The following is a 17167-nucleotide window of genomic DNA, read 5'->3' on the forward strand; positions in this document are numbered from 1 at the left end:
GCGCCATGAGACTTCTGGTGATCGATACGGCGCTCGGCGCCTGCACGGCGGCGGTGTTCGCGGACGGCCGTCCGCTGGCCGTGCAATTCGAACCGATGATCAAGGGGCACCAAGAGCGGCTGGGCGGCCTGGTGCGCGACGTGATGGCCGAGGCGGGCGGAGGCTTCGAGAGCCTGGACCGGATCGGCGTGACGGTGGGCCCCGGCTCCTTCACGGGCTTGCGGGTCGGCCTGGCCTTCGCCCAAGGATTGGGCGCCGCCCTGGATCGGCCGGTCGTGGGGATTTCGACCCTGGACGCCCTGGCCGCATCGCGGGGGTCGCCGGACAGGCCGCTGGCGGCCCTGATCGATGCGCGGCGTGGGCAGGTCTATGCCCGATTGTTCGCTGATGGCGCACCGCTGGGCGACGCCGAGGCCCTGGCGCTGGAACAGGCGGCTGAACGGATCGCTTCGCTCGGCCCCGCTGTCGCCCTGGTCGGAAACGGCGCGGCGGTTTTGTCGGCCGCCTTTCCCGACCTGAAGATTTCGCAGAGCGACGAGAGAGCCGCCCCGGCGCCCGAGGCCCTGGCACGCCTGGCGGCCGCCGCCGATCCGGCGACCCATCCGCCGCGTCCGCTTTATCTGCGCGCGCCGGACGCCACCCCGCCCAGCCGCCTGCCGGGCCAACCGCGCCAGCCGGCGGCATGACCGCGACGACCCCGGACGTTCTAGCCGCCCTGCATGCCGAGGCTTTCGCCTCGCCGTGGGACGCCCAGGCCTTCACCAACCTTCTGGCCCAGCCGGGCGTGCTGCTGGGTCTGGATACCGACGGCTTCATCCTGATCCGCGTGGTGCTGGACGAGGCGGAAATTCTGACCCTGGCGGTGCGACCCGATGCACGTCGCCAGGGCCTGGGCCGGCGTTTGGTCGAGCGCGCCTGCGTCGCCGCCAAGGCCGCCGGCGCCGCTACCCTTTTTCTGGAAGTGGCCGAGGACAATGCGGCGGCGCGCGCCCTGTACGCCCGCGCCGGCTTCGTCGAGATCGGCCGTCGAAAAGCCTATTACCCCGGCCCGGACGGGCGCCGGATCGACGCCCTGGCCCTGCGTCGCGATCTGTCTGTCGATCCCCTCACGCCGGCGCTTCCCTGACGCGCGACGAATCCCTATCCTAGGGGGATGGACCGGATCGAAAAACTTTGCGCCGACCGCGGCATGCGTATGACCGAACAGCGCCGGGTGATCGCCCGCGTGCTGTCGAACGCCGAGGACCACCCCGATGTCGAGGAGCTGTACCGCCGCGCCTCGGCCATTGATCCGCACATCTCCATCGCCACCGTCTATCGCACCGTGCGCCTGTTCGAAGAGGCGGGCGTGGTCGAGAAGCATGATTTCGGCGACGGGCGCAGCCGCTATGAAGAGGCGGGCGACGATCACCACGACCACCTGATCGACACCAAGTCGGGGGAGGTGATCGAGTTCTTCGACGCCGAGATCGAGCGCCTGAAGACCGAGATCGCCGAACGTCTGGGCTTCCAGCTGATCGGCCACAAGCTGGAGCTTTACGGCGTGCCGATCGAGGGCGCCGAACCGTCGCAGCGCGAAGGCCTGATCTTCAAGCGTCACGCCGCGCGGGTCGATCCGGCCGATGTGGACGCGGGCTGAGCCTGTTTTCTTGCCCGTCTTGTCGTCGCCTGTCCGGGCGATCATAAGCCGCCCATGACCGATACCCTGGTTTCCAAGCCAGCCAAGGCGACGGATGCGACCAAGCGTCTGTTCATCAAGACCTATGGCTGTCAGATGAATGTCTATGACAGCGAGCGCATGGCCGATGTCCTGCGCCCGCTGGGCTATGCCACGACGGAGGATGTGGCCGAGGCCGACTTCGTCATTCTGAACACCTGCCACATCCGTGAGAAGGCGGCGGAAAAGGTCTATTCCGAGCTGGGCAAGATGCGCGAGCTGCGCGACATCAAGCGCGAGACCGGCGGGGACATGACCATCGCCGTCGCCGGCTGCGTCGCCCAGGCCGAGGGCGAGGAGATCATGAAGCGCCAGCCCGCCGTCGACATCGTCGTCGGCCCGCAGGCCTATCATCAGCTGCCCGAGCTTCTGACCCGCACGGCGCGGGCGCGGGGCGAGCGGATCGGCGCCGACTTCGCCCCCGACGACAAGTTCGACGCCCTGCCCGCTGCGCGCGGAACCAAGGGGCCGACCGCCTTCCTGACCGTGCAGGAGGGGTGCGACAAGTTCTGCACCTTCTGCGTCGTGCCCTATACGCGGGGCGCGGAATGGTCGCGGCCCCTGGCCTCGGTGCTGGAGGAAGCGCGTCAATTGGCGGATCGGGGCGTGCGCGAGGTCACGCTGCTGGGCCAGAACGTCAACGCCTATGACGGCGAGCGGCCCGACGGCAAGAAGGCGACCCTGGCCGAGCTGGCCTACGCCCTGGCCGAAATCCCCGGCCTGGACCGCATCCGCTATACGACCAGCCACCCCAACGACATGAGCGACGACCTGATCGCCGCCCATGCCGATCTGGACGCCCTGATGCCCTATCTGCACCTGCCGGTTCAGGCGGGGTCGGACCGCATCCTGCGGCTGATGAACCGCAAGCACGGGCGCCAGAAATATTTCGACCTGATCGACCGCATCCGTCAGGCGCGGCCCGACATGGCGCTGGCGGGGGACTTCATCGTCGGCTTCCCCGGCGAGACCGACAGGGAGTTCGAGGACACGCTGGATCTGGTGCGGCGGGTGAACTACGCGGGGGCCTTCGCCTTCATGTATTCGCCCCGCCCCGGCACGCCGGCCGCAGGCATGGGCAAACAGGTCGAGCCGGAAGTGGCCAGGGAGCGGCTGCACCGTCTGATCGCCCTGCTGACCGAACAGCAGACCGCCTTCAATGAATCTCAGGCGGGCAAGGTTCTGAACGTGCTGTTCGACCGCAAGGGCCGCCACGCCCACCGTCGCCAGGCGATCGGCCGATCCCCCTATCTGCAGTCGGTCCATGTCGATGATGCGGATCATCTGATCGGCCAGATCGTTCCGGTCGAGATCATTGTGGGTCAGCAGAACAGTCTGCACGGCCGACTTGTCACACCCCACGGGCCCCAGCAGCCGAACGCTGCGCCGACCCAATCAGAAAAGGCCGCTTGATGGCGAGAGAGTCCGAGTTCGTACCGCTGAATGACGCTGAACTGCGCGCGGTCATCGGGCCGAACAGCCGCCACGTCGCCCTGATCGAGGACGCCTTCAAGGTATTGGTCGAGGCGCCGGGCGGCGGGGTCTCGGTCAACGGCGGCACGCGCGATCGATCCGACGCCCGCCGGGTGATCGAGGATCTGGCCAAGCGCGCGGCCCTGGGCGCCGAGGTCACCGAGGCCGATGTGCGCGCCGCCCTGGGCCAGGCGCGCGGCGGAAAAGGCACGCCGGGCATGGCGGCGGCCGGGGTATCCCTGCCGGGCGGCAAGCGCGGCGCCATCGTGCCCAAGACCAAGGCCCAGGCCGCCTATCTGGACATGCTGGGCCGGTGCGAACTGACCTTCGGCGTCGGACCTGCGGGCACCGGCAAGACATTTCTGGCGGCGGCCTATGGCGCGTCCCTGCTGCGGCGCGGACAGGTGGACCGGCTGGTCATCACCCGCCCGGCGGTCGAGGCAGGCGAGAAGCTGGGCTTTCTGCCCGGCGATTTGAACGAGAAGGTCGACCCGTATCTGGCCCCGATCTGGGAGGCGCTGAACGACATCCTGGGCGCCGAAGACGTGCAGCGCCGCCGCGACAAGGGCGAGATCGAAGCCGCCCCCATCGCCTTCATGCGCGGCCGCACCCTCAGCCACGCCTTCGTCATCGTCGATGAAGCCCAGAACACGAGCCGTCTGCAGATGAAGATGGTGCTGACCCGTCTGGGCGAAGGGGCGCGGATGGTCGTGACGGGCGATCCGTCGCAGATCGACCTGTTGAACCCGCGCGATTCCGGCCTTGCCCACGCCCTGCGGATTCTGGACGGGGTCGAGGGGGTGGGGGTGCTGAAGTTCGACGCCTCGGACGTGGTGCGCCACGCCATGGTCGAGCGGATCGTGCGCGCCTATGACGCCGATGCTGCAAGGGGACGCCCTGCCTCGGACCGTGAAGACCTGGCATGATCGAGATCGAAGTCGAGGCGGACGACTGGTCCGCCGCCCTGCCTGAGGTCGAGGCCGTGGTCGAGCGTGCGGCGACGGCGGCTCTTGGAACGGTTCAGGGCGATGTCGTCGTCCTGCTGACCGACAACGAGACGGTGCGGGACCTGAACGCCCGGTTCCGTGACAAGGACAAGCCGACCAATGTCCTGTCCTTCCCGGCGCCCGAACTTCCCGAGCTTCTCGGCGCCGCGCCGCATCTGGGCGATATCGTCCTGGCCTACGGCGTTTGCGCCGACGAGGCTGTGGCGCAGAAGAAGACCCTGCCCGATCATCTCAGCCATCTGGTGGTCCACGGCGTGCTGCATCTGCTGGGCCGCGACCACGAGGACGAGGCCGAGGCCGAGGAGATGGAGGCCGAGGAGCGCGAAATCCTGGCCGGGATCGGTGTCGCCGATCCCTATGCCGCCGAGCAGGACTAACCGATGTTTGCCGACGCCCTGCTGGACCGTCTCGCCGCCCCGATCAGGGCCTTGCCCGACAGGAAACGCGCCCTGACCTGGCGTCTGATCCGCATCGTCCTGGCCCTGCTGGCGGGGGCGGGGACGGCCTTCGCCCATCCGCCGTTCGGGGTGTTGATCGGTCTGTTGGGCTATCCCCTGCTGATGATCCTGTCGGAGCGGTCCGACACGGTGCCCGGCGCCTTCTGGATGGGATGGCTGGGCGGGTTCGCCTATTTCTTCGTCGGCTGCTGGTGGGTGGCCGAGGCCTTTTTCGTCAATCCCGAACAGGCGTGGATGGCGCCCTTTGCGGCCAGTCTGCTGCCTGCGGGCCTGGGTCTGTTCTGGGGCGCGGCGACGGCCCTCTATCGGCGGTTCGCGCCCATCGGGTCGGTGCGGGTCCTGTTGTTCGCCGCCCTGTTCTGCGCCGCCGAATGGCTGCGCGGCCATGTGCTGACCGGGTTTCCCTGGAACCCGGCGGGCGCGACCTGGAAGGCGGGCGGCGGCATGTCCCAGTTCGCCTCGGTCGTCGGCGTCTATGGCCTGAGCCTGATCACCGTCGCCGCCACATCGGCCTTTGCGCCCCTGATCGGGCCGGGTCTGAAACGCAGCCGCCTGATCTCGGCATGCCTCGGCGCCCTCGCGCTGATTTCGGTCGGCGTCTTCGGCGCGGTGCGTCTGGCCCAGTCGGACGTGCAGTTCACCGACACGGTGGTGCGTCTGGTTCAGGCCGATGTGAAACAGGAGACGAAATGGTCGCCCGAGACCTATCGCTCTATCGTCGACCGCTATGTGCGGCTGACGGCCCAGCCGACCGCCAACCCGGATGGTCGCGCGCCCAATGTCATCGTCTGGCCCGAAGGGTCGCTGCCCGCTTCGGCCAATGACGTCTTTGCATCGGAAGACGCCCGCGCCATCGCCGCCGCCGTGCGGCCGGGCCAGACCCTGCTGGTCGGTCTGGCGCGCGGACAGGGCGATCTGACAGCGCCCGACGGCGCGCGTTATTACAACAGCCTGTTCGCCCTGTCCGGCGAAGGTCAGGCGGGTCTGCGGGTCGCCGCCGTCTATGACAAGCACCGTCTGGTGCCGTTCGGCGAATACCTGCCGCTGGGGTCGGTGATGACCTCCATCGGCCTGCGCAGCCTGGTCCATATGCCCAGTGATTTCTCGGCGGGACCGAAGCCGGAGCCGATCTCGATCCCCGGCGCCCCGCGCGCCCAGATTCTGATCTGCTACGAAAGCCTCTATCCCGGTTTCACGCCCGGCGCGGCGGGCCGTCCCGACTGGATCGTCAATGCGTCCAACGACGCCTGGTTCGGCGCCACATCCGGCCCGCGACAGCATCTGAATCTGGCCAGCTATCGCGCCATCGAGACGGGCCTGCCCATCGCACGCGCCACGCCGACCGGCATTTCGGCGATGATCGACCCCTGGGGCCGGATCGTGGACGGCCAGAAGCTGGAGCCGGGCGTGATGGGCGTGATCGACGCGCCCCTGCCACGCCCGACCAACGTCACCTTCTACGGCCGGTTTGGCGACTGGCCGCTGGCGCTGGCCCTAATGGCTATGCTCGCTCTATCCTTGTGGCCGCTGATCCTGCGATCTAAGGTGAGAACGGGGCTATCGGCGATCTGAAGCGGGGGCGAGGACAATGGCGCAGGACAAGGACGAGACCATCCACCCCGTGGATCGCCATGTCGGCCGTCGCGTCCAGGAGAAGCGGCTGAACCTGGGTCTCACCCAGACCGCCCTGGCCAATGCGGTCGGCGTCAGCTTCCAGCAGGTGCAGAAATACGAAAAGGGCACGAACCGCGTTTCGGCGTCCAAGCTGTTTGAAATCGCCCAGTTCATGAAGGAGGAGATCGCCTTCTTCTTCGACGGCGTTCCGCTTCGGCAGCCCGGCCTGTCCGAGGCTGCGGCGCCCGGCTTCGACCACGACTTCCCGATGACCAAACAGAGTTTGGAGATCGCCAAACTGGCCCCCCGCCTGCCGCTACGAAAGCAAAAGGCGGTCGTGCAGATCATGCGCGAAATGCTGGACGAAGGCGTGGGCGACGACGCCTGAAATCTAGCCGATGGCCGTGATCTCGGCCGCCTGCCCGGCCACCTGCACTTCTTCCCCGACGCGGCGGCCCATGACGGCGCGCGATAGCGGCGAGACGTGGCTGACCGAACCGGCCGCCGGATCGGCCTCGTCCTCGCCGACGATGCGCCAGGTCTGGGTGCGGCCGTCGTCGCGTTCGATGGTGACGGAGCCGCCGAAGCGCACGACGCCCTCGTCCTCGCCCGGCTCGACCAGTTGGGCCGAGGCGCGTCGCGCGGACCAGTAGCGCAGGTCGCGCGTCGCCCGGGCCATGGCGGTGCGGTCGCTCTCTATCGAACCCTGCACCTGGGCGGCCGTATAGGCGGCGCGCGCCGAGGCCAGTTCGGCCTCGATCAAGGCCAGACCCTGCGGCGTGACCAGATTGGGATGGGGCGAAATCGGGCGATCCGCCAGGTCTGCGGCGGTGGCCTCTAGATCTTCTTCTCGGGTGAAGGCGACGCTCATGGTACGGAACATAGCGACGCCCGCGCCTATAGCCAGAGCCGAGCCGACCGGGCAAAGCGAGGCGATGAACGAATCCATCAGACAGGTTCATGTGATCGGTGCCGGTCCGGCCGGCCTGATGGCGGCCGAACGACTGGCCCAGGCAGGGCTGGGCGTCGTGGTCCACGACCGAATGCCGTCGGTGGCGCGCAAGTTCCTGATGGCCGGACGGGGCGGGCTGAACCTGACCCATTCCGAGGCGACTGAGCGGTTCGTCAGCCGCTACGGCCCCGCCCAGGCGGCTGTCGGCGGTTGGATCGAGGACTTCTCGCCGGAGGACCTGACGCAATGGGTCGAAGGTCTGGGCCAGCCGACCTTCGTGGGATCCAGCGGGCGGGTCTTTCCCAAGGCGATGAAGGCTTCGCCCCTGCTGCGCGCCTGGCTGGCGCGGCTGGAGACGTTGGGGGTCCTGGTCCGCACCCGCTCGCGCTGGACCGGATGGCGAGACGGGGCGCTGGCGTTCGAGACGCCGGAAGGCCAGCGGCAGGAACGGCCAGCCGCCGTGGTTCTGGCCCTAGGCGGCGCCAGCTGGCCGCGCCTGGGGTCGGACGGCGCCTGGACCGCTTGGCTGGGGGCGCCCACGACGCCGTTTCGGCCCGCCAACGTCGGTTTCGACGTCGCCTGGTCGCCGCTGTTCCGCGAGCGGTTCGCCGGTCTGCCGCTGAAGGGGATCGCACTCAGCCACGGCGACCGATCCATCAGGGGCGAGGCGATGATCGCCGGGTACGGGCTGGAGGGCGGCGCCGTCTATGCCCTTTCGGCCGCTCTGCGCGATGCGATCGAGGCGGCGGGTCAGGCCGAGGTGCGGATCGACCTGAAGCCCGACATCGACATGGAGCGCCTGACCAAACGGCTGGATCGGCCGCGCGGCAAGACCAGTCTGTCGAACCATCTGCGCAAGACGACCGGGTTGGAGCCCGCGGCGGTGGCCCTCCTGCATGAAGCCGGCCCGCCGCCCGCCGAACCCCACGCCCTGGCCAATCGCATCAAGGCCCTGCCTCTGACCCTGGCCGGCGTGCAGGGGTTGGAGCGGGCCATCTCCTCGGCCGGCGGCGTCCGGCTGGACGGCGTGGACGCAAGGCTGATGCTGCATGCCCGGCCGGGCGTCTTTGTCGCGGGCGAAATGTTGGACTGGGAGGCGCCGACAGGGGGCTATCTGCTGCAGGCCAGCTTCGCCTCGGGCGTCGTGGCGGCCCAGGGCGTGATCGACTGGCTCGACAGCCAGGGCTGAGACGGGCAGGGTCGGCCGGTTCGATAAGGAGTTCTCGATGCGCCACGCCCTCCCCGCCGTTTCCGCCCTAGCCCTGATGATGGCCTGTGCGCCCGCCCTGGCCCAGCAGGCGCCGGCGATCGACGCCGAACGGATGAACCAGGCGGTGCGGGTGCTGGCCTCGGATGAGTTCGAAGGCCGCGCCCCCGCCTCGCCCGGCGAGGAGAAGACCGTCGCCTGGCTGGTGGAACAGTTCCGGGCGGCGGGCGCCCAGGGCGGCGGGCCGGATGGCGCCTTCGTCCAGGTCGCCCATCTGTCGCGCACGCGCCAGGACGGCCCGGCCGTGGTGGCCGCCCATGTCGGGGGCCGCACCCTCGACCTGCAGCGCGGGCCGGACGTGCTGGTGTCCAGCGACCGACCAGTGAACCACATCACCGTGACCGACGCGCCGGTGGTCTTCGTCGGCTACGGCGCGACGGCGCCCGAGCGCCAGTGGGACGACTTCAAGGACGTGGACGTGCGGGGCAAGGTCATCGTCGTCCTGGTCAACGACCCCGATTTCGAGGCCGCCGAGGGCGAGCCGGTGGCGGGCAAGTTCGACGGCCAGGCCATGACCTTCTACGGCCGCTGGACCTACAAATTCCTGGAGGCGGGGCGTCGCGGCGCAGCCGGCGTCCTGGTGGTGCATGAGACGGCCGCCGCCGGCTATCCCTGGTCGACGCTGCAAAACTCGTCGGCGGCGGCCAAGTTCGATATTGTGCGCGCCAACCCCGACGCCGAGCGCGCGCCCTTCCAAGGCTGGATCCAACGCGCCAAGGCGGAAGAGCTGTTCACCGCCGCCGGCCTGGATTTCGTCGCCCTGAAGGCCAGCGCGCGTCGCGCCGACTTCAAGCCCGTCGTCCTGCCCGGCCTGACCCTCAGCGTCGATTTCGGCCAGATCGCCGACCGGGTGGAGACCAGGAACGTCATAGCCCGCATTCCGGGTTCGGAGCATCCGAATGAGACCGTGATGTATGGCGCCCACTGGGACGGCTATGGCGTCGGCACGCCGAACGCCCAGGGCGACAAGATCTATAACGCCGCCGTGGACAATGCGACCGGGGTCGCCGCCCTGCTGGAACTGGCCCACGCCTTCGCCGAGGGACCGCGCCCGAAACGGTCGGTCGTCTTCGCCGCCTGGTCGGGCGAGGAGGCGGGCCTGCTAGGCTCGACCTATTACGCCGCCAATCCGGTCTGGCCGCTGGATACCACGGTCGCCAACATCAATGTCGACAGCCTGCTGCCCGGGACCGAGATCGACCCCAACGTCGTGGTCATCGGCAAGGGCAAGAACCAGCTGGACGACGTGCTGGCCCGCCACGCGACGCAAGCCGGCCGCACCCTGATCGCCGATCCGGCGCCCCAGGCCGGCGCCTTCTATCGCTCCGACCACTTCCCCCTGGCCCTGCGCGGCGTGCCGGCCCTGTTCCCCGCGGCGGGTTTCACCGGCGCCAGCGCGGCCAGCCGCGACTATGTCCAGAATCGATACCATCAGCCTACGGACGAATGGAATGACACCTGGAAGATGGACGCCGCAGCTGCCGACGTGGCCCTGATCTATGCGGTCGGGCGCGAACTGGCCGACAGCGACCAATGGCCGGAATGGAATGCGGGCGCCGAGTTCGGACCGGCGCGGGATGCGTCCAGAGCGGCGCGGCGTTAAAGCTCCAGCTGAAGCTCGGGCGCGGCGGCGGTGGTCGCGGCGCCCAGCGGCAGATGCAGGATGAAGGCGGCGCCCTTGCCCGGTTCGCTTTCGACCTCGGCCCAGCCGCCGTGCAGTTCAACCAGCGCCTTGACCAGGGCCAGGCCTACGCCAGGGCCGCCCCGCTCGCGCCGCACGAAGCGGTCGAAGACGTGGGCCTGCAGATGATAGGGGATGCCGCGCCCGGTGTCGGAGACCGTCAGGCGCACCTCTGACGGACCGGCCTCGGCCTTCAGCACCACCGCCCCGCCGTCCGACACCGCCCGCGCGGCGTTCTCCAGCAGGTGATCCAGCGCCTGGCCGATGCGATGCTGGTCGGCGCGGATCGGCTTCAGATCGGTCGGACAGCTTAGGGTCAGGCTGGCGCCGCGCCCCTCGATCCGGGCGCGGACCTTTTCGCCCGCCTCGGCCAACAGATCGCAGACGCGCAGGTCGCCCAACGACAGCTCCATCTCTCCGGCGTCGATCTGGGCCATGTCCAGCACATCGTCGATGGAGCGCGCCAGCTGGCTGGCCGCGACGCGGATGGCGCCCGCGTGCTGGCGGCTGCGGTCGGGCAGGTCGCCCATCGTCTCCAGCAGTTCGGAATAGCCGACGATGGTCGTCAGCGGCGTGCGCAGTTCATAGGAGACGCTGCCCACGAACTCGCGCTTCAGGGCCTGGCTTTCGGCCAGGGCCTGTTCGCGCTGGACCAAGGCCTGTTCCAGCCCGCGCCGAGCCGTAACGTCGGAAAAGGCGACCAGGGTCGCGCCATCCGGCAGGGGGCGGGTCTGCCAGGCGGCGACGCGGCCGTCCACCGTTCGCCCCTCTCCCGAAATGGCGACCCGGCTTTCGGGATCGGGATCGGCGACGCGAGCCTTCAGCCCCAGCCACAAGGCCGGATCGGGCAGGACCGCCTTGCAAGGTTCGGCCAGGGCGTCGAAGTCGGCCAGGGTCGCGATCCGCTCGGCCGACAGGCTCCAGAAGGTCTCGAACGCCTCGTTATGCAAACGCAGACGGCCGTCGGACCCGAACACGGCGACCGCGTCGTTCAGCTTGTCCAGAGTGGCGCGCTGAACCTGAATCTGGGCGTTGAACCGGCTGCGCAGCTTCAGCTCGTCGGTGATGTCCGAGAAGATCAGCAGGATGCCGCCCAACGGGTGGGGCTGGCGAACCACGCGCAAGGTCCGCCCGTCCGGCAGGGACCAGCTGTCGTCGGGCGAAGCCTCGGACGCGCCGTAGAAGTCCAGCTCGTGCGCCTTCCACCCGGCGTAATCGACCACCTCGGGCAGGCTGCGGCGCTGGCGCAGCCGGTCCAGAAGTTCGGCGTGGGTCGGGCGTTCGTCCAGCCACGCCGGGTCGATGTCAAACAGGGTCTGGAAGGCGGTGTTATGGAAGGCCAGCCGCTTCTGCGGGCCGAAGATGGCCACGGCGTCCGCCAGGTGGTTCAGCGTCTCGTCATGGGCCTCGACATGGCGGCGCAGGGTGTCGCGGGTCTCTTCCGCCTCGGTGACGTCGATGGCGAAGGCGGTGACGGCGCCGCCGCCCGCCGGTTCGGCGATGATGCGCCAGGCGCGTCGGGCGCCGCCCCCGGTCGTCCAGCGAAAGCCCTCCTGACGCACGCCCAGCCGGGCGGCCTCGGCGACCAGGGCGTCGGCCCCGCGATCGAACGACAGGCCGCTTTCGATGGCGGCGTCCAGGGTCTCGACGTTGGTCGCGTTCAGCCAGGCGCGATTGGCCCAGGCTAGCTTGCCCGCGCCGTCCACCACCCAGGTCGGGGTGGGCGAGGCGTCGCCCAGCATGGCCAGGCCGCTCTCGGTCGCATCCGCTCCGGTCAAGGTGAAGCGCGAGGCCGGCGACAGACGCAGCCAGGCCGCGCCCCCCGCGACCCGACCCTCGATCCGCCAGGGCTCCACATCGTCCAGTGCGACCAGGCCTTCGAACGCCTGACCCGATTGCACCAGGGCGTCAATCAGGGCGCCATGCGTCTGTCTCAGGCGGGCCAGAACGGCGGCGCCCACGTCTTGGCTGTCCTCGGCCAGCCGCGCCACCAGCTCCGCCGATCCAATGGGCGCTCCGGCCGCCTGACCGTTGGGCGTAAGGGCCAGGCTGACGTCGTCGAAGGCGCGCAGCATGGCGTCGTGGCGGCCCAGGCTGGCCAGGGCCTCGACGCGCTCGCGCTCGGCGTCGTCAGCGGCGGCGTTCAGCCGGCCGCGCATCAGCAGGGCCCAGGCGCTGACGGCCATGGCCAGTCCGGCTGCGCCTGCAGTGGCGACATAGGCGATGTCGGCCTCGGCCATTCGTGTCCTTGGAAAGTGCGCGCCGCGATTCGCTAACCATAACGCCAACTGCGCGAAAATGCGGCAGTCTCATGATCGCGTCATTGCGCCCCGTTGCGAAGGGCGATCGGCGCGGCGATATCGCGGTCATGACCGACCCCATCGCCCCTTCGCTCGACGACTTCGCCCGGCTGGCGCGTCAGGCGTTCGACGCCCTGCCCGGCCCCTTCCGTCACGCCGCCGGCGAGGTGGTGATCCGCATCGACGACTTCGCCGACGAGGCGACCCTGGCGGAAATGGAGATCGAGGATCCGTTCGAACTGACGGGCCTGTATCACGGCGTGGACATCGGCCGGCGCGACGGCCTGGGGCCGGCGGTCGAGCCGTCGCGGGTCTTCCTCTATCGCCGTCCGATCCTGGACGAATGGTGCGAGCGCGGCGACGTGGGGATCGCCGAACTGATCGCCCACGTCCTGATCCACGAGATCGGCCACCACTTGGGCCTGACCGACGACGACATCCACGCCATCGAGGACGACGCCGACTGAGGCCGGGTCAGCGGTCCGCCGGATAGGGCGTCGTCACCGCGCCGGAGATCATCCCGGGAATGGCCTCGCCCAGGCCCAGCAGGATGAACTGGATCGCAAGCGCACACAGGATCAGGCCCAGCACCTTGACCACGATGGCCATGCCCACCTCGCCCAGCAGGCGGCTGAGCGACCCTGTCAGGGCGAAACAAACGAAGGACACGGCGCAGGCGGCCGCGATGGCGACCAGCGAGCCCATGGTCCCGGCATAGCCCAGCTTGGCCGCCTCGCCCGCCTGGATGATGACCGCCGAAATGGCGCCCGGCCCGATCATCAGCGGAATGGCGAAGGGCACGACCAGGCGCTGGAACCGGCGGCGGGCATAGCCGCGCACGTCCTTGGCGTCGCTCAGCGCATCCTTGTCGGCGAACATGGCCAGGAAATCGCCGCGCGCCATGTCCAGCCCCAGGAACAGCAGCAGAATCCCCCCCGCGATGCGGAAGGCGGCCAGGGAGATGCCGAAGAACTGCAGCAGGCCCAGACCCGTAAACAGGAAGAAGGCCAGAAAGACGGTGGCGAAGGCGCAGATCAGGGCCGAGACCGAAATCCGCTGACGCAGCGTGGCCCCCGCCGTGGCGGCGGCGAAGATCGGCAGGTTGCCGATGGGGTCCAACAGGGCGAACAGGGTCACGAACAGGTTGACACCCAAATCGACTGCGTTCATCGCCTGCCCTCGCCTTCAATCCGTCCACGCCGCTTGCCGACGCGCCCCTTGGTCGTCCGGCATAGCCGCTAAGCGCGAGTCCGTCGATGACCCAGACCTCAGTTGCGGCCCCCGGCTCGCGGATCATCTGCGCCCTGGACGTCCCGACCACCGACGAGGCCGCCGCCCTGGTCGAGCGGATCGGCGATGCGGTCGGCTTCTACAAGATCGGGCTGCAGCTGTTCGCGGTGGGCGGCATGGACCTGGCGCGCCACCTGAAGGCCCAGGGACGCCAGGTGTTCCTGGACTGGAAACTGCACGACATCGGCGCGACGGTGGAGAAGGCGACGGCCAATCTGGCCGGGGCCGGCTGCGATCTTCTAACCGTCCATGCGCGGCCCCAAGTGATGGCGGCGGCGCGGCGCGGCGCGGCCGGATCGACGCTGAAGGTGCTGGGCGTGACCGTCCTGACCAGTCTGACGGCCGAGGATCTGGCGGCGGACGACCACAGCCTGTCGCCGGGCGACCTGGTGGAGTTGCGCGTGCGCCAGGCGCTGGACGCCGGGATCGACGGCGTCGTCTCCAGCCCGCACGAGGCGGCGCGCGTCCGCGACCTGGCCATCGCGGCGGGACGACCGGACTTTCTGATCGTGACGCCGGGCGTGCGGCCGGTCGGCGCGGCGCTGGACGATCAGGCGCGGGCGGCGACCCCGGCCAAGGCCCTGCAAGCCGGGGCGACCCATCTGGTGATCGGTCGGCCGATCACGGCCGCCGCCGATCCGCGCGCGGCGGCCCTGGCCATCGCCAACGAGATCGCCCCGATCTGAGACAGACCGGGGCGACGACGACACTTCATTGTCGCCGGGCGGTCAGCCCCGCTCGCCCGGCTCCTGGGCGTAGCGGTGACGCGGCGGCGCGTGGGGCGCCGGCGCCTCTGGCGGCGGCAGGTCGCCGTAATAGCTGGGCGGGGGAGGTGGCGGCGGGGGCGCTGCGTTCACTTCCGGCGGCGCCACATAGACCTGGGCCGGGGCGACGTTGACCGGCGCCGACTGTACATAGACGGGCGACTGATCGACATAGACCGGACCGCCGACCTCCACCTGGGCGGGGGCGACATTGACCTGGGCTGGAGCGACCTGGACCCGTTGCGGACCGATGTTGACGGGGGCGGCCTGGGCGTAGATCGGCGCCTGATCCACATAGACGGGCGGTCCGACCTCGACCTGGGCCGGGGCCAGGTTGACCTGGGCCGGGGCCACCTGCACGCGCTGGGGCCCGATATTGACCGGAGGCGCCTGAACATAGATGGGCGGCTGTTCGATATAGGTGGGCGGACCCATCTCGACCTGGGCGGGGGCGATGTTTACCTGGGAAGGGGCGACATAGATACGCTGCGGCGCGACCTGGACCGGCGGGGCCTGCACATAGACCGGCGGCTGCTCGACGTAACGCTGCTCGTAGCGCTGTTCATAGCGAACCGGCGGGCGCACGGGCGGGCGGCAGTTGCAGTCGACCGGACGGCCTGGATACGGGCGCCAGCCGATATAGTCGCGACCGAAGCCATAGACCGGATAGCCGACTGGCGCGCTGACGGGCGGGCGACCGACCAGCACCGGGGCCGAAGTCACATAACCGCCGCCATAGCCGCCGCCGTAATAGCCGTCCGAATAGCCGCCGCCCCCCACATAGGTCGTGCCCCCGCCGACATAGCCGCGCTGGAAGGTGGACGAGCTGGAGTAGGAGCGGGCGTTGATGGCCGAATAGGCGGTCGCGCCGGCATAGGCCCCGGAGTTGGCGTAGGCGTTGGAATAGGCGTTGGCCCCGCCATTCACGTTCACATTGACGTTGTGATTGGCGTTGTAGTTGCCGCCGCCGTAATGGCCGCCGCCGCCACATCCGCCGCCGCAGCCGCCCGGCATTCCGCCGTGGCCGCCGGGACCTCCGGCTAGGGCGGGCGCTGCGGAGAGCAGCAGAGCCGCCGACGCGGCGGTGATCATCGACTGTATCGTCACGGGACAAGCTCCTCTGAGTTGTCCCCATTCTGGCAAAACCGGCGCCTGTTTCTTAAGCGAAGGTTAACGCCGCCCTGGCCCCCATGATCGCCCTGTCAGAAATCCACAGCGATGCCCTTCTTCTCCCAATCGCCGAACCGGGTCGGCTCCGGCCCTCTCGGGCCGCCATGCTCGGGATCGGCCTGGACGCCCGCCGTCTGGGCTGTCTGCTGCTGCGCGCGGCGATCCGCCGCCTCCTGCAAGGCGCGACGGGCGGCCGCGCTCAACGGCCGCTCGGACGTGGCATGGGGCACGTCGGCGTTGAAGACGGGGCCTGTCGGCGGCGTCTGGTCGTCGCCGTTCGGCGCGGGGGTGGGATGTTCGGTCACAGGGCGGCTCCCTTGAGGCTTGGTGCGCCTTTCCTCAAATAGACGATCAAACCCGTGACGCCAGACGCTGAGGCCGGATCGGGCCTGGAACCGCGATGAACCATCTGAAGACCTTCGCCCTGCTCGCCGCGATGACCGCTCTGTTCATGGGCCTGGGGTATCTGATCGGCGGCGCGACGGGCATGGCCGTCGCCCTGCTGTTCGCTGGCGGGATGAATCTGTTCAGCTACTGGAACGCCGACAAGATCGTGCTGAAGATGTACAAGGCCCAGCCGGTCGACGAGCAGCATCCCAATGCGGTCGTCCGCAACTATGTCGCCGATGTTCGCCAGATGGCTCGGGACGCGGGAATGCCCCAGCCCCAGATCGCCATCATCCCCAGCGACCAGCCGAACGCCTTCGCCACCGGCCGCAACCCTGAAAACGCCGCCGTCTGCGCCACCACCGGCCTGCTCGACATGCTGACCCGCGAGGAGGTTCGCGGCGTGATGGCCCACGAACTGGCCCATGTGAAGAACCGCGACACCCTGACCATGACGGTGACGGCGACCATCGCGGGCGCCATCGCGGCCCTGGCCAACTTCGCCCTGTTCTTCGGCGGCAACGACCGCGAGCGTCCGGGTGGGATCATCGGCGCACTGGCCCTGATGCTGCTGGCCCCCATGGCGGCGGGTCTGGTCCAGATGGCCATCAGCCGCAGCCGTGAATATGAGGCCGACCGCGTCGGCGCCGAGATCGCGGGCGATCCCCAGGCCCTGGCCAGCGCCCTGCAGAAGATCGAGGCCTACGCCAAACGCATCCATAATCCCACGGCCGAGCGCAATCCGGCCTCGGGCCAGCTGTTCATCATCAATCCGCTGGCGGGACGCGGGGCGGACAATCTGTTCTCGACCCACCCGGCGACCGGCAACCGCGTGCGCGCCCTGATGGAGTTGGGCGCCAAGATGGGAATGCAGCCGCGCGCGACACAATCCGCGCCGGAACCGACCCAGCCCCGCCCTGCCGCGGGTTTCACCGCCAGCACGACCGGCGTGCCGACCACGCCGCCCCCGTCCAGAGGTCCGTGGGGCTGAGGCGACGAAAACGATCCGCGTCCCGACCGGGGCGGTTCGCCACACCCTGTCGGATTTGCGTAAACCGGCGTCATCGCGTCAGATGCCGCCCATCTG

Annotated in this window: 18 protein-coding genes; 13 read left to right on the forward strand and 5 right to left on the reverse strand. The window is 69.2% G+C overall.

Annotation, left to right across the window (positions count from 1 at the left end; all coding sequences use genetic code 11):
* Window positions 1–5: 5 nt before the first annotated feature.
* Genes tsaB through KZX42_RS11140 form a run of 8 tightly spaced genes read left to right on the forward strand, consistent with a single transcriptional unit; the run spans window position 6 to window position 6657 of the window.
* Window positions 6–686, forward strand: a complete 681-nt coding sequence (tsaB, locus tag KZX42_RS11105; protein WP_248119404.1) for a tRNA (adenosine(37)-N6)-threonylcarbamoyltransferase complex dimerization subunit type 1 TsaB — start codon at window positions 6–8, stop codon at window positions 684–686.
* Window positions 683–1126 carry a ribosomal protein S18-alanine N-acetyltransferase gene (gene rimI / locus KZX42_RS11110; protein WP_248119405.1) on the forward strand — a complete coding sequence of 148 codons (444 nt, stop codon included), beginning with the start codon at window positions 683–685 and terminating at the stop codon, window positions 1124–1126. The genes tsaB and rimI overlap by 4 nt, the downstream gene beginning before the upstream one ends.
* A 27-nt stretch (window positions 1127–1153) precedes the next feature.
* On the forward strand, window positions 1154–1639 hold the full coding sequence (locus KZX42_RS11115; protein ID WP_248119406.1) for a Fur family transcriptional regulator: 486 nt from the start codon (window positions 1154–1156) through the stop codon (window positions 1637–1639).
* Window positions 1640–1693: 54 nt separating this feature from the next.
* A complete protein-coding gene (miaB, locus tag KZX42_RS11120) occupies window positions 1694–3130 on the forward strand; it encodes a tRNA (N6-isopentenyl adenosine(37)-C2)-methylthiotransferase MiaB (RefSeq protein WP_248119407.1) in 1437 nt (478 codons plus the stop codon).
* Window positions 3130–4116, forward strand: a complete 987-nt coding sequence (locus tag KZX42_RS11125; RefSeq protein ID WP_248119408.1) for a PhoH family protein — start codon at window positions 3130–3132, stop codon at window positions 4114–4116. Before miaB ends, KZX42_RS11125 begins: the two co-directional genes overlap by 1 nt.
* Window positions 4113–4574, forward strand: a complete 462-nt coding sequence (gene ybeY, locus KZX42_RS11130) for an rRNA maturation RNase YbeY (protein WP_248119409.1) — start codon at window positions 4113–4115, stop codon at window positions 4572–4574. The genes KZX42_RS11125 and ybeY overlap by 4 nt, the downstream gene beginning before the upstream one ends.
* Before the next feature lie 3 nt (window positions 4575–4577).
* On the forward strand, window positions 4578–6227 hold the full coding sequence (lnt, locus tag KZX42_RS11135; protein ID WP_248119410.1) for an apolipoprotein N-acyltransferase: 1650 nt from the start codon (window positions 4578–4580) through the stop codon (window positions 6225–6227).
* 16 nt (window positions 6228–6243) lie between these two features.
* On the forward strand, window positions 6244–6657 hold the full coding sequence (locus tag KZX42_RS11140) for a helix-turn-helix transcriptional regulator (protein ID WP_248119411.1): 414 nt from the start codon (window positions 6244–6246) through the stop codon (window positions 6655–6657).
* Between the two features lie 3 nt (window positions 6658–6660).
* On the opposite strand, the gene greA is transcribed toward KZX42_RS11140, so the two are convergent.
* Window positions 6661–7140, reverse strand: a complete 480-nt coding sequence (gene greA / locus KZX42_RS11145; RefSeq protein WP_248119496.1) for a transcription elongation factor GreA — start codon at window positions 7138–7140, stop codon at window positions 6661–6663.
* Window positions 7141–7204: 64 nt separating this feature from the next.
* Between greA and KZX42_RS11150 the strand changes: the two genes are divergently transcribed.
* Window positions 7205–8410, forward strand: a complete 1206-nt coding sequence (locus KZX42_RS11150; RefSeq protein WP_248119412.1) for a TIGR03862 family flavoprotein — start codon at window positions 7205–7207, stop codon at window positions 8408–8410.
* Window positions 8411–8447: 37 nt separating this feature from the next.
* Entirely contained in the window at window positions 8448–10091 is a 1644-nt protein-coding gene (locus KZX42_RS11155; protein ID WP_248119413.1) for a M28 family peptidase, read from the forward strand.
* Here the strand turns inward: KZX42_RS11155 and KZX42_RS11160 are convergent.
* The gene (locus tag KZX42_RS11160; RefSeq protein WP_248119414.1) at window positions 10088–12409 is read right to left on the reverse strand and encodes a PAS domain-containing sensor histidine kinase; all 2322 of its coding nucleotides are present in this window, start codon (window positions 12407–12409) and stop codon (window positions 10088–10090) included. The two genes, KZX42_RS11155 and KZX42_RS11160, sit on opposite strands and share 4 nt — an antisense overlap.
* 128 nt (window positions 12410–12537) lie before the next feature.
* Here KZX42_RS11160 and KZX42_RS11165 point away from each other — a divergent pair, with 128 nt between their 5' ends.
* Window positions 12538–12936 (forward strand): metallopeptidase family protein, encoded by a 399-nt coding sequence (locus KZX42_RS11165; RefSeq protein ID WP_248119415.1) that lies wholly within the window; start codon window positions 12538–12540, stop codon window positions 12934–12936.
* 7 nt (window positions 12937–12943) lie between these two features.
* Here the strand turns inward: KZX42_RS11165 and KZX42_RS11170 are convergent, their stop codons facing one another.
* A complete protein-coding gene (locus tag KZX42_RS11170) occupies window positions 12944–13639 on the reverse strand; it encodes a MarC family protein (RefSeq protein WP_248119416.1) in 696 nt (231 codons plus the stop codon).
* Window positions 13640–13725: 86 nt separating this feature from the next.
* Between KZX42_RS11170 and pyrF the strand changes: the two genes are divergently transcribed.
* A complete protein-coding gene (pyrF, locus tag KZX42_RS11175; RefSeq protein ID WP_248119417.1) occupies window positions 13726–14445 on the forward strand; it encodes an orotidine-5'-phosphate decarboxylase in 720 nt (239 codons plus the stop codon).
* A gap of 42 nt (window positions 14446–14487) precedes the next feature.
* Here pyrF and KZX42_RS11180 read toward each other — a convergent pair whose 3' ends face one another.
* Both KZX42_RS11180 and KZX42_RS17340 read right to left on the reverse strand, forming a co-directional pair.
* Window positions 14488–15615, reverse strand: a complete 1128-nt coding sequence (locus KZX42_RS11180; protein ID WP_248119418.1) for a hypothetical protein — start codon at window positions 15613–15615, stop codon at window positions 14488–14490.
* A 110-nt stretch (window positions 15616–15725) separates the two neighbouring features.
* Entirely contained in the window at window positions 15726–15998 is a 273-nt protein-coding gene (locus KZX42_RS17340; RefSeq protein ID WP_248119419.1) for a DUF1674 domain-containing protein, read from the reverse strand.
* A 95-nt stretch (window positions 15999–16093) separates the two neighbouring features.
* Here KZX42_RS17340 and htpX point away from each other — a divergent pair, with 95 nt between their 5' ends.
* The gene (gene htpX / locus KZX42_RS11190) at window positions 16094–17071 is read left to right on the forward strand and encodes a zinc metalloprotease HtpX (RefSeq protein WP_248119420.1); all 978 of its coding nucleotides are present in this window, start codon (window positions 16094–16096) and stop codon (window positions 17069–17071) included.
* Window positions 17072–17167: the final 96 nt, after the last annotated feature.

Origin of the sequence: Brevundimonas sp. EYE_349 (genome assembly GCF_023147505.1) — a bacterium.
Taxonomy (GTDB): Bacteria; Pseudomonadota; Alphaproteobacteria; order Caulobacterales; family Caulobacteraceae; genus Brevundimonas.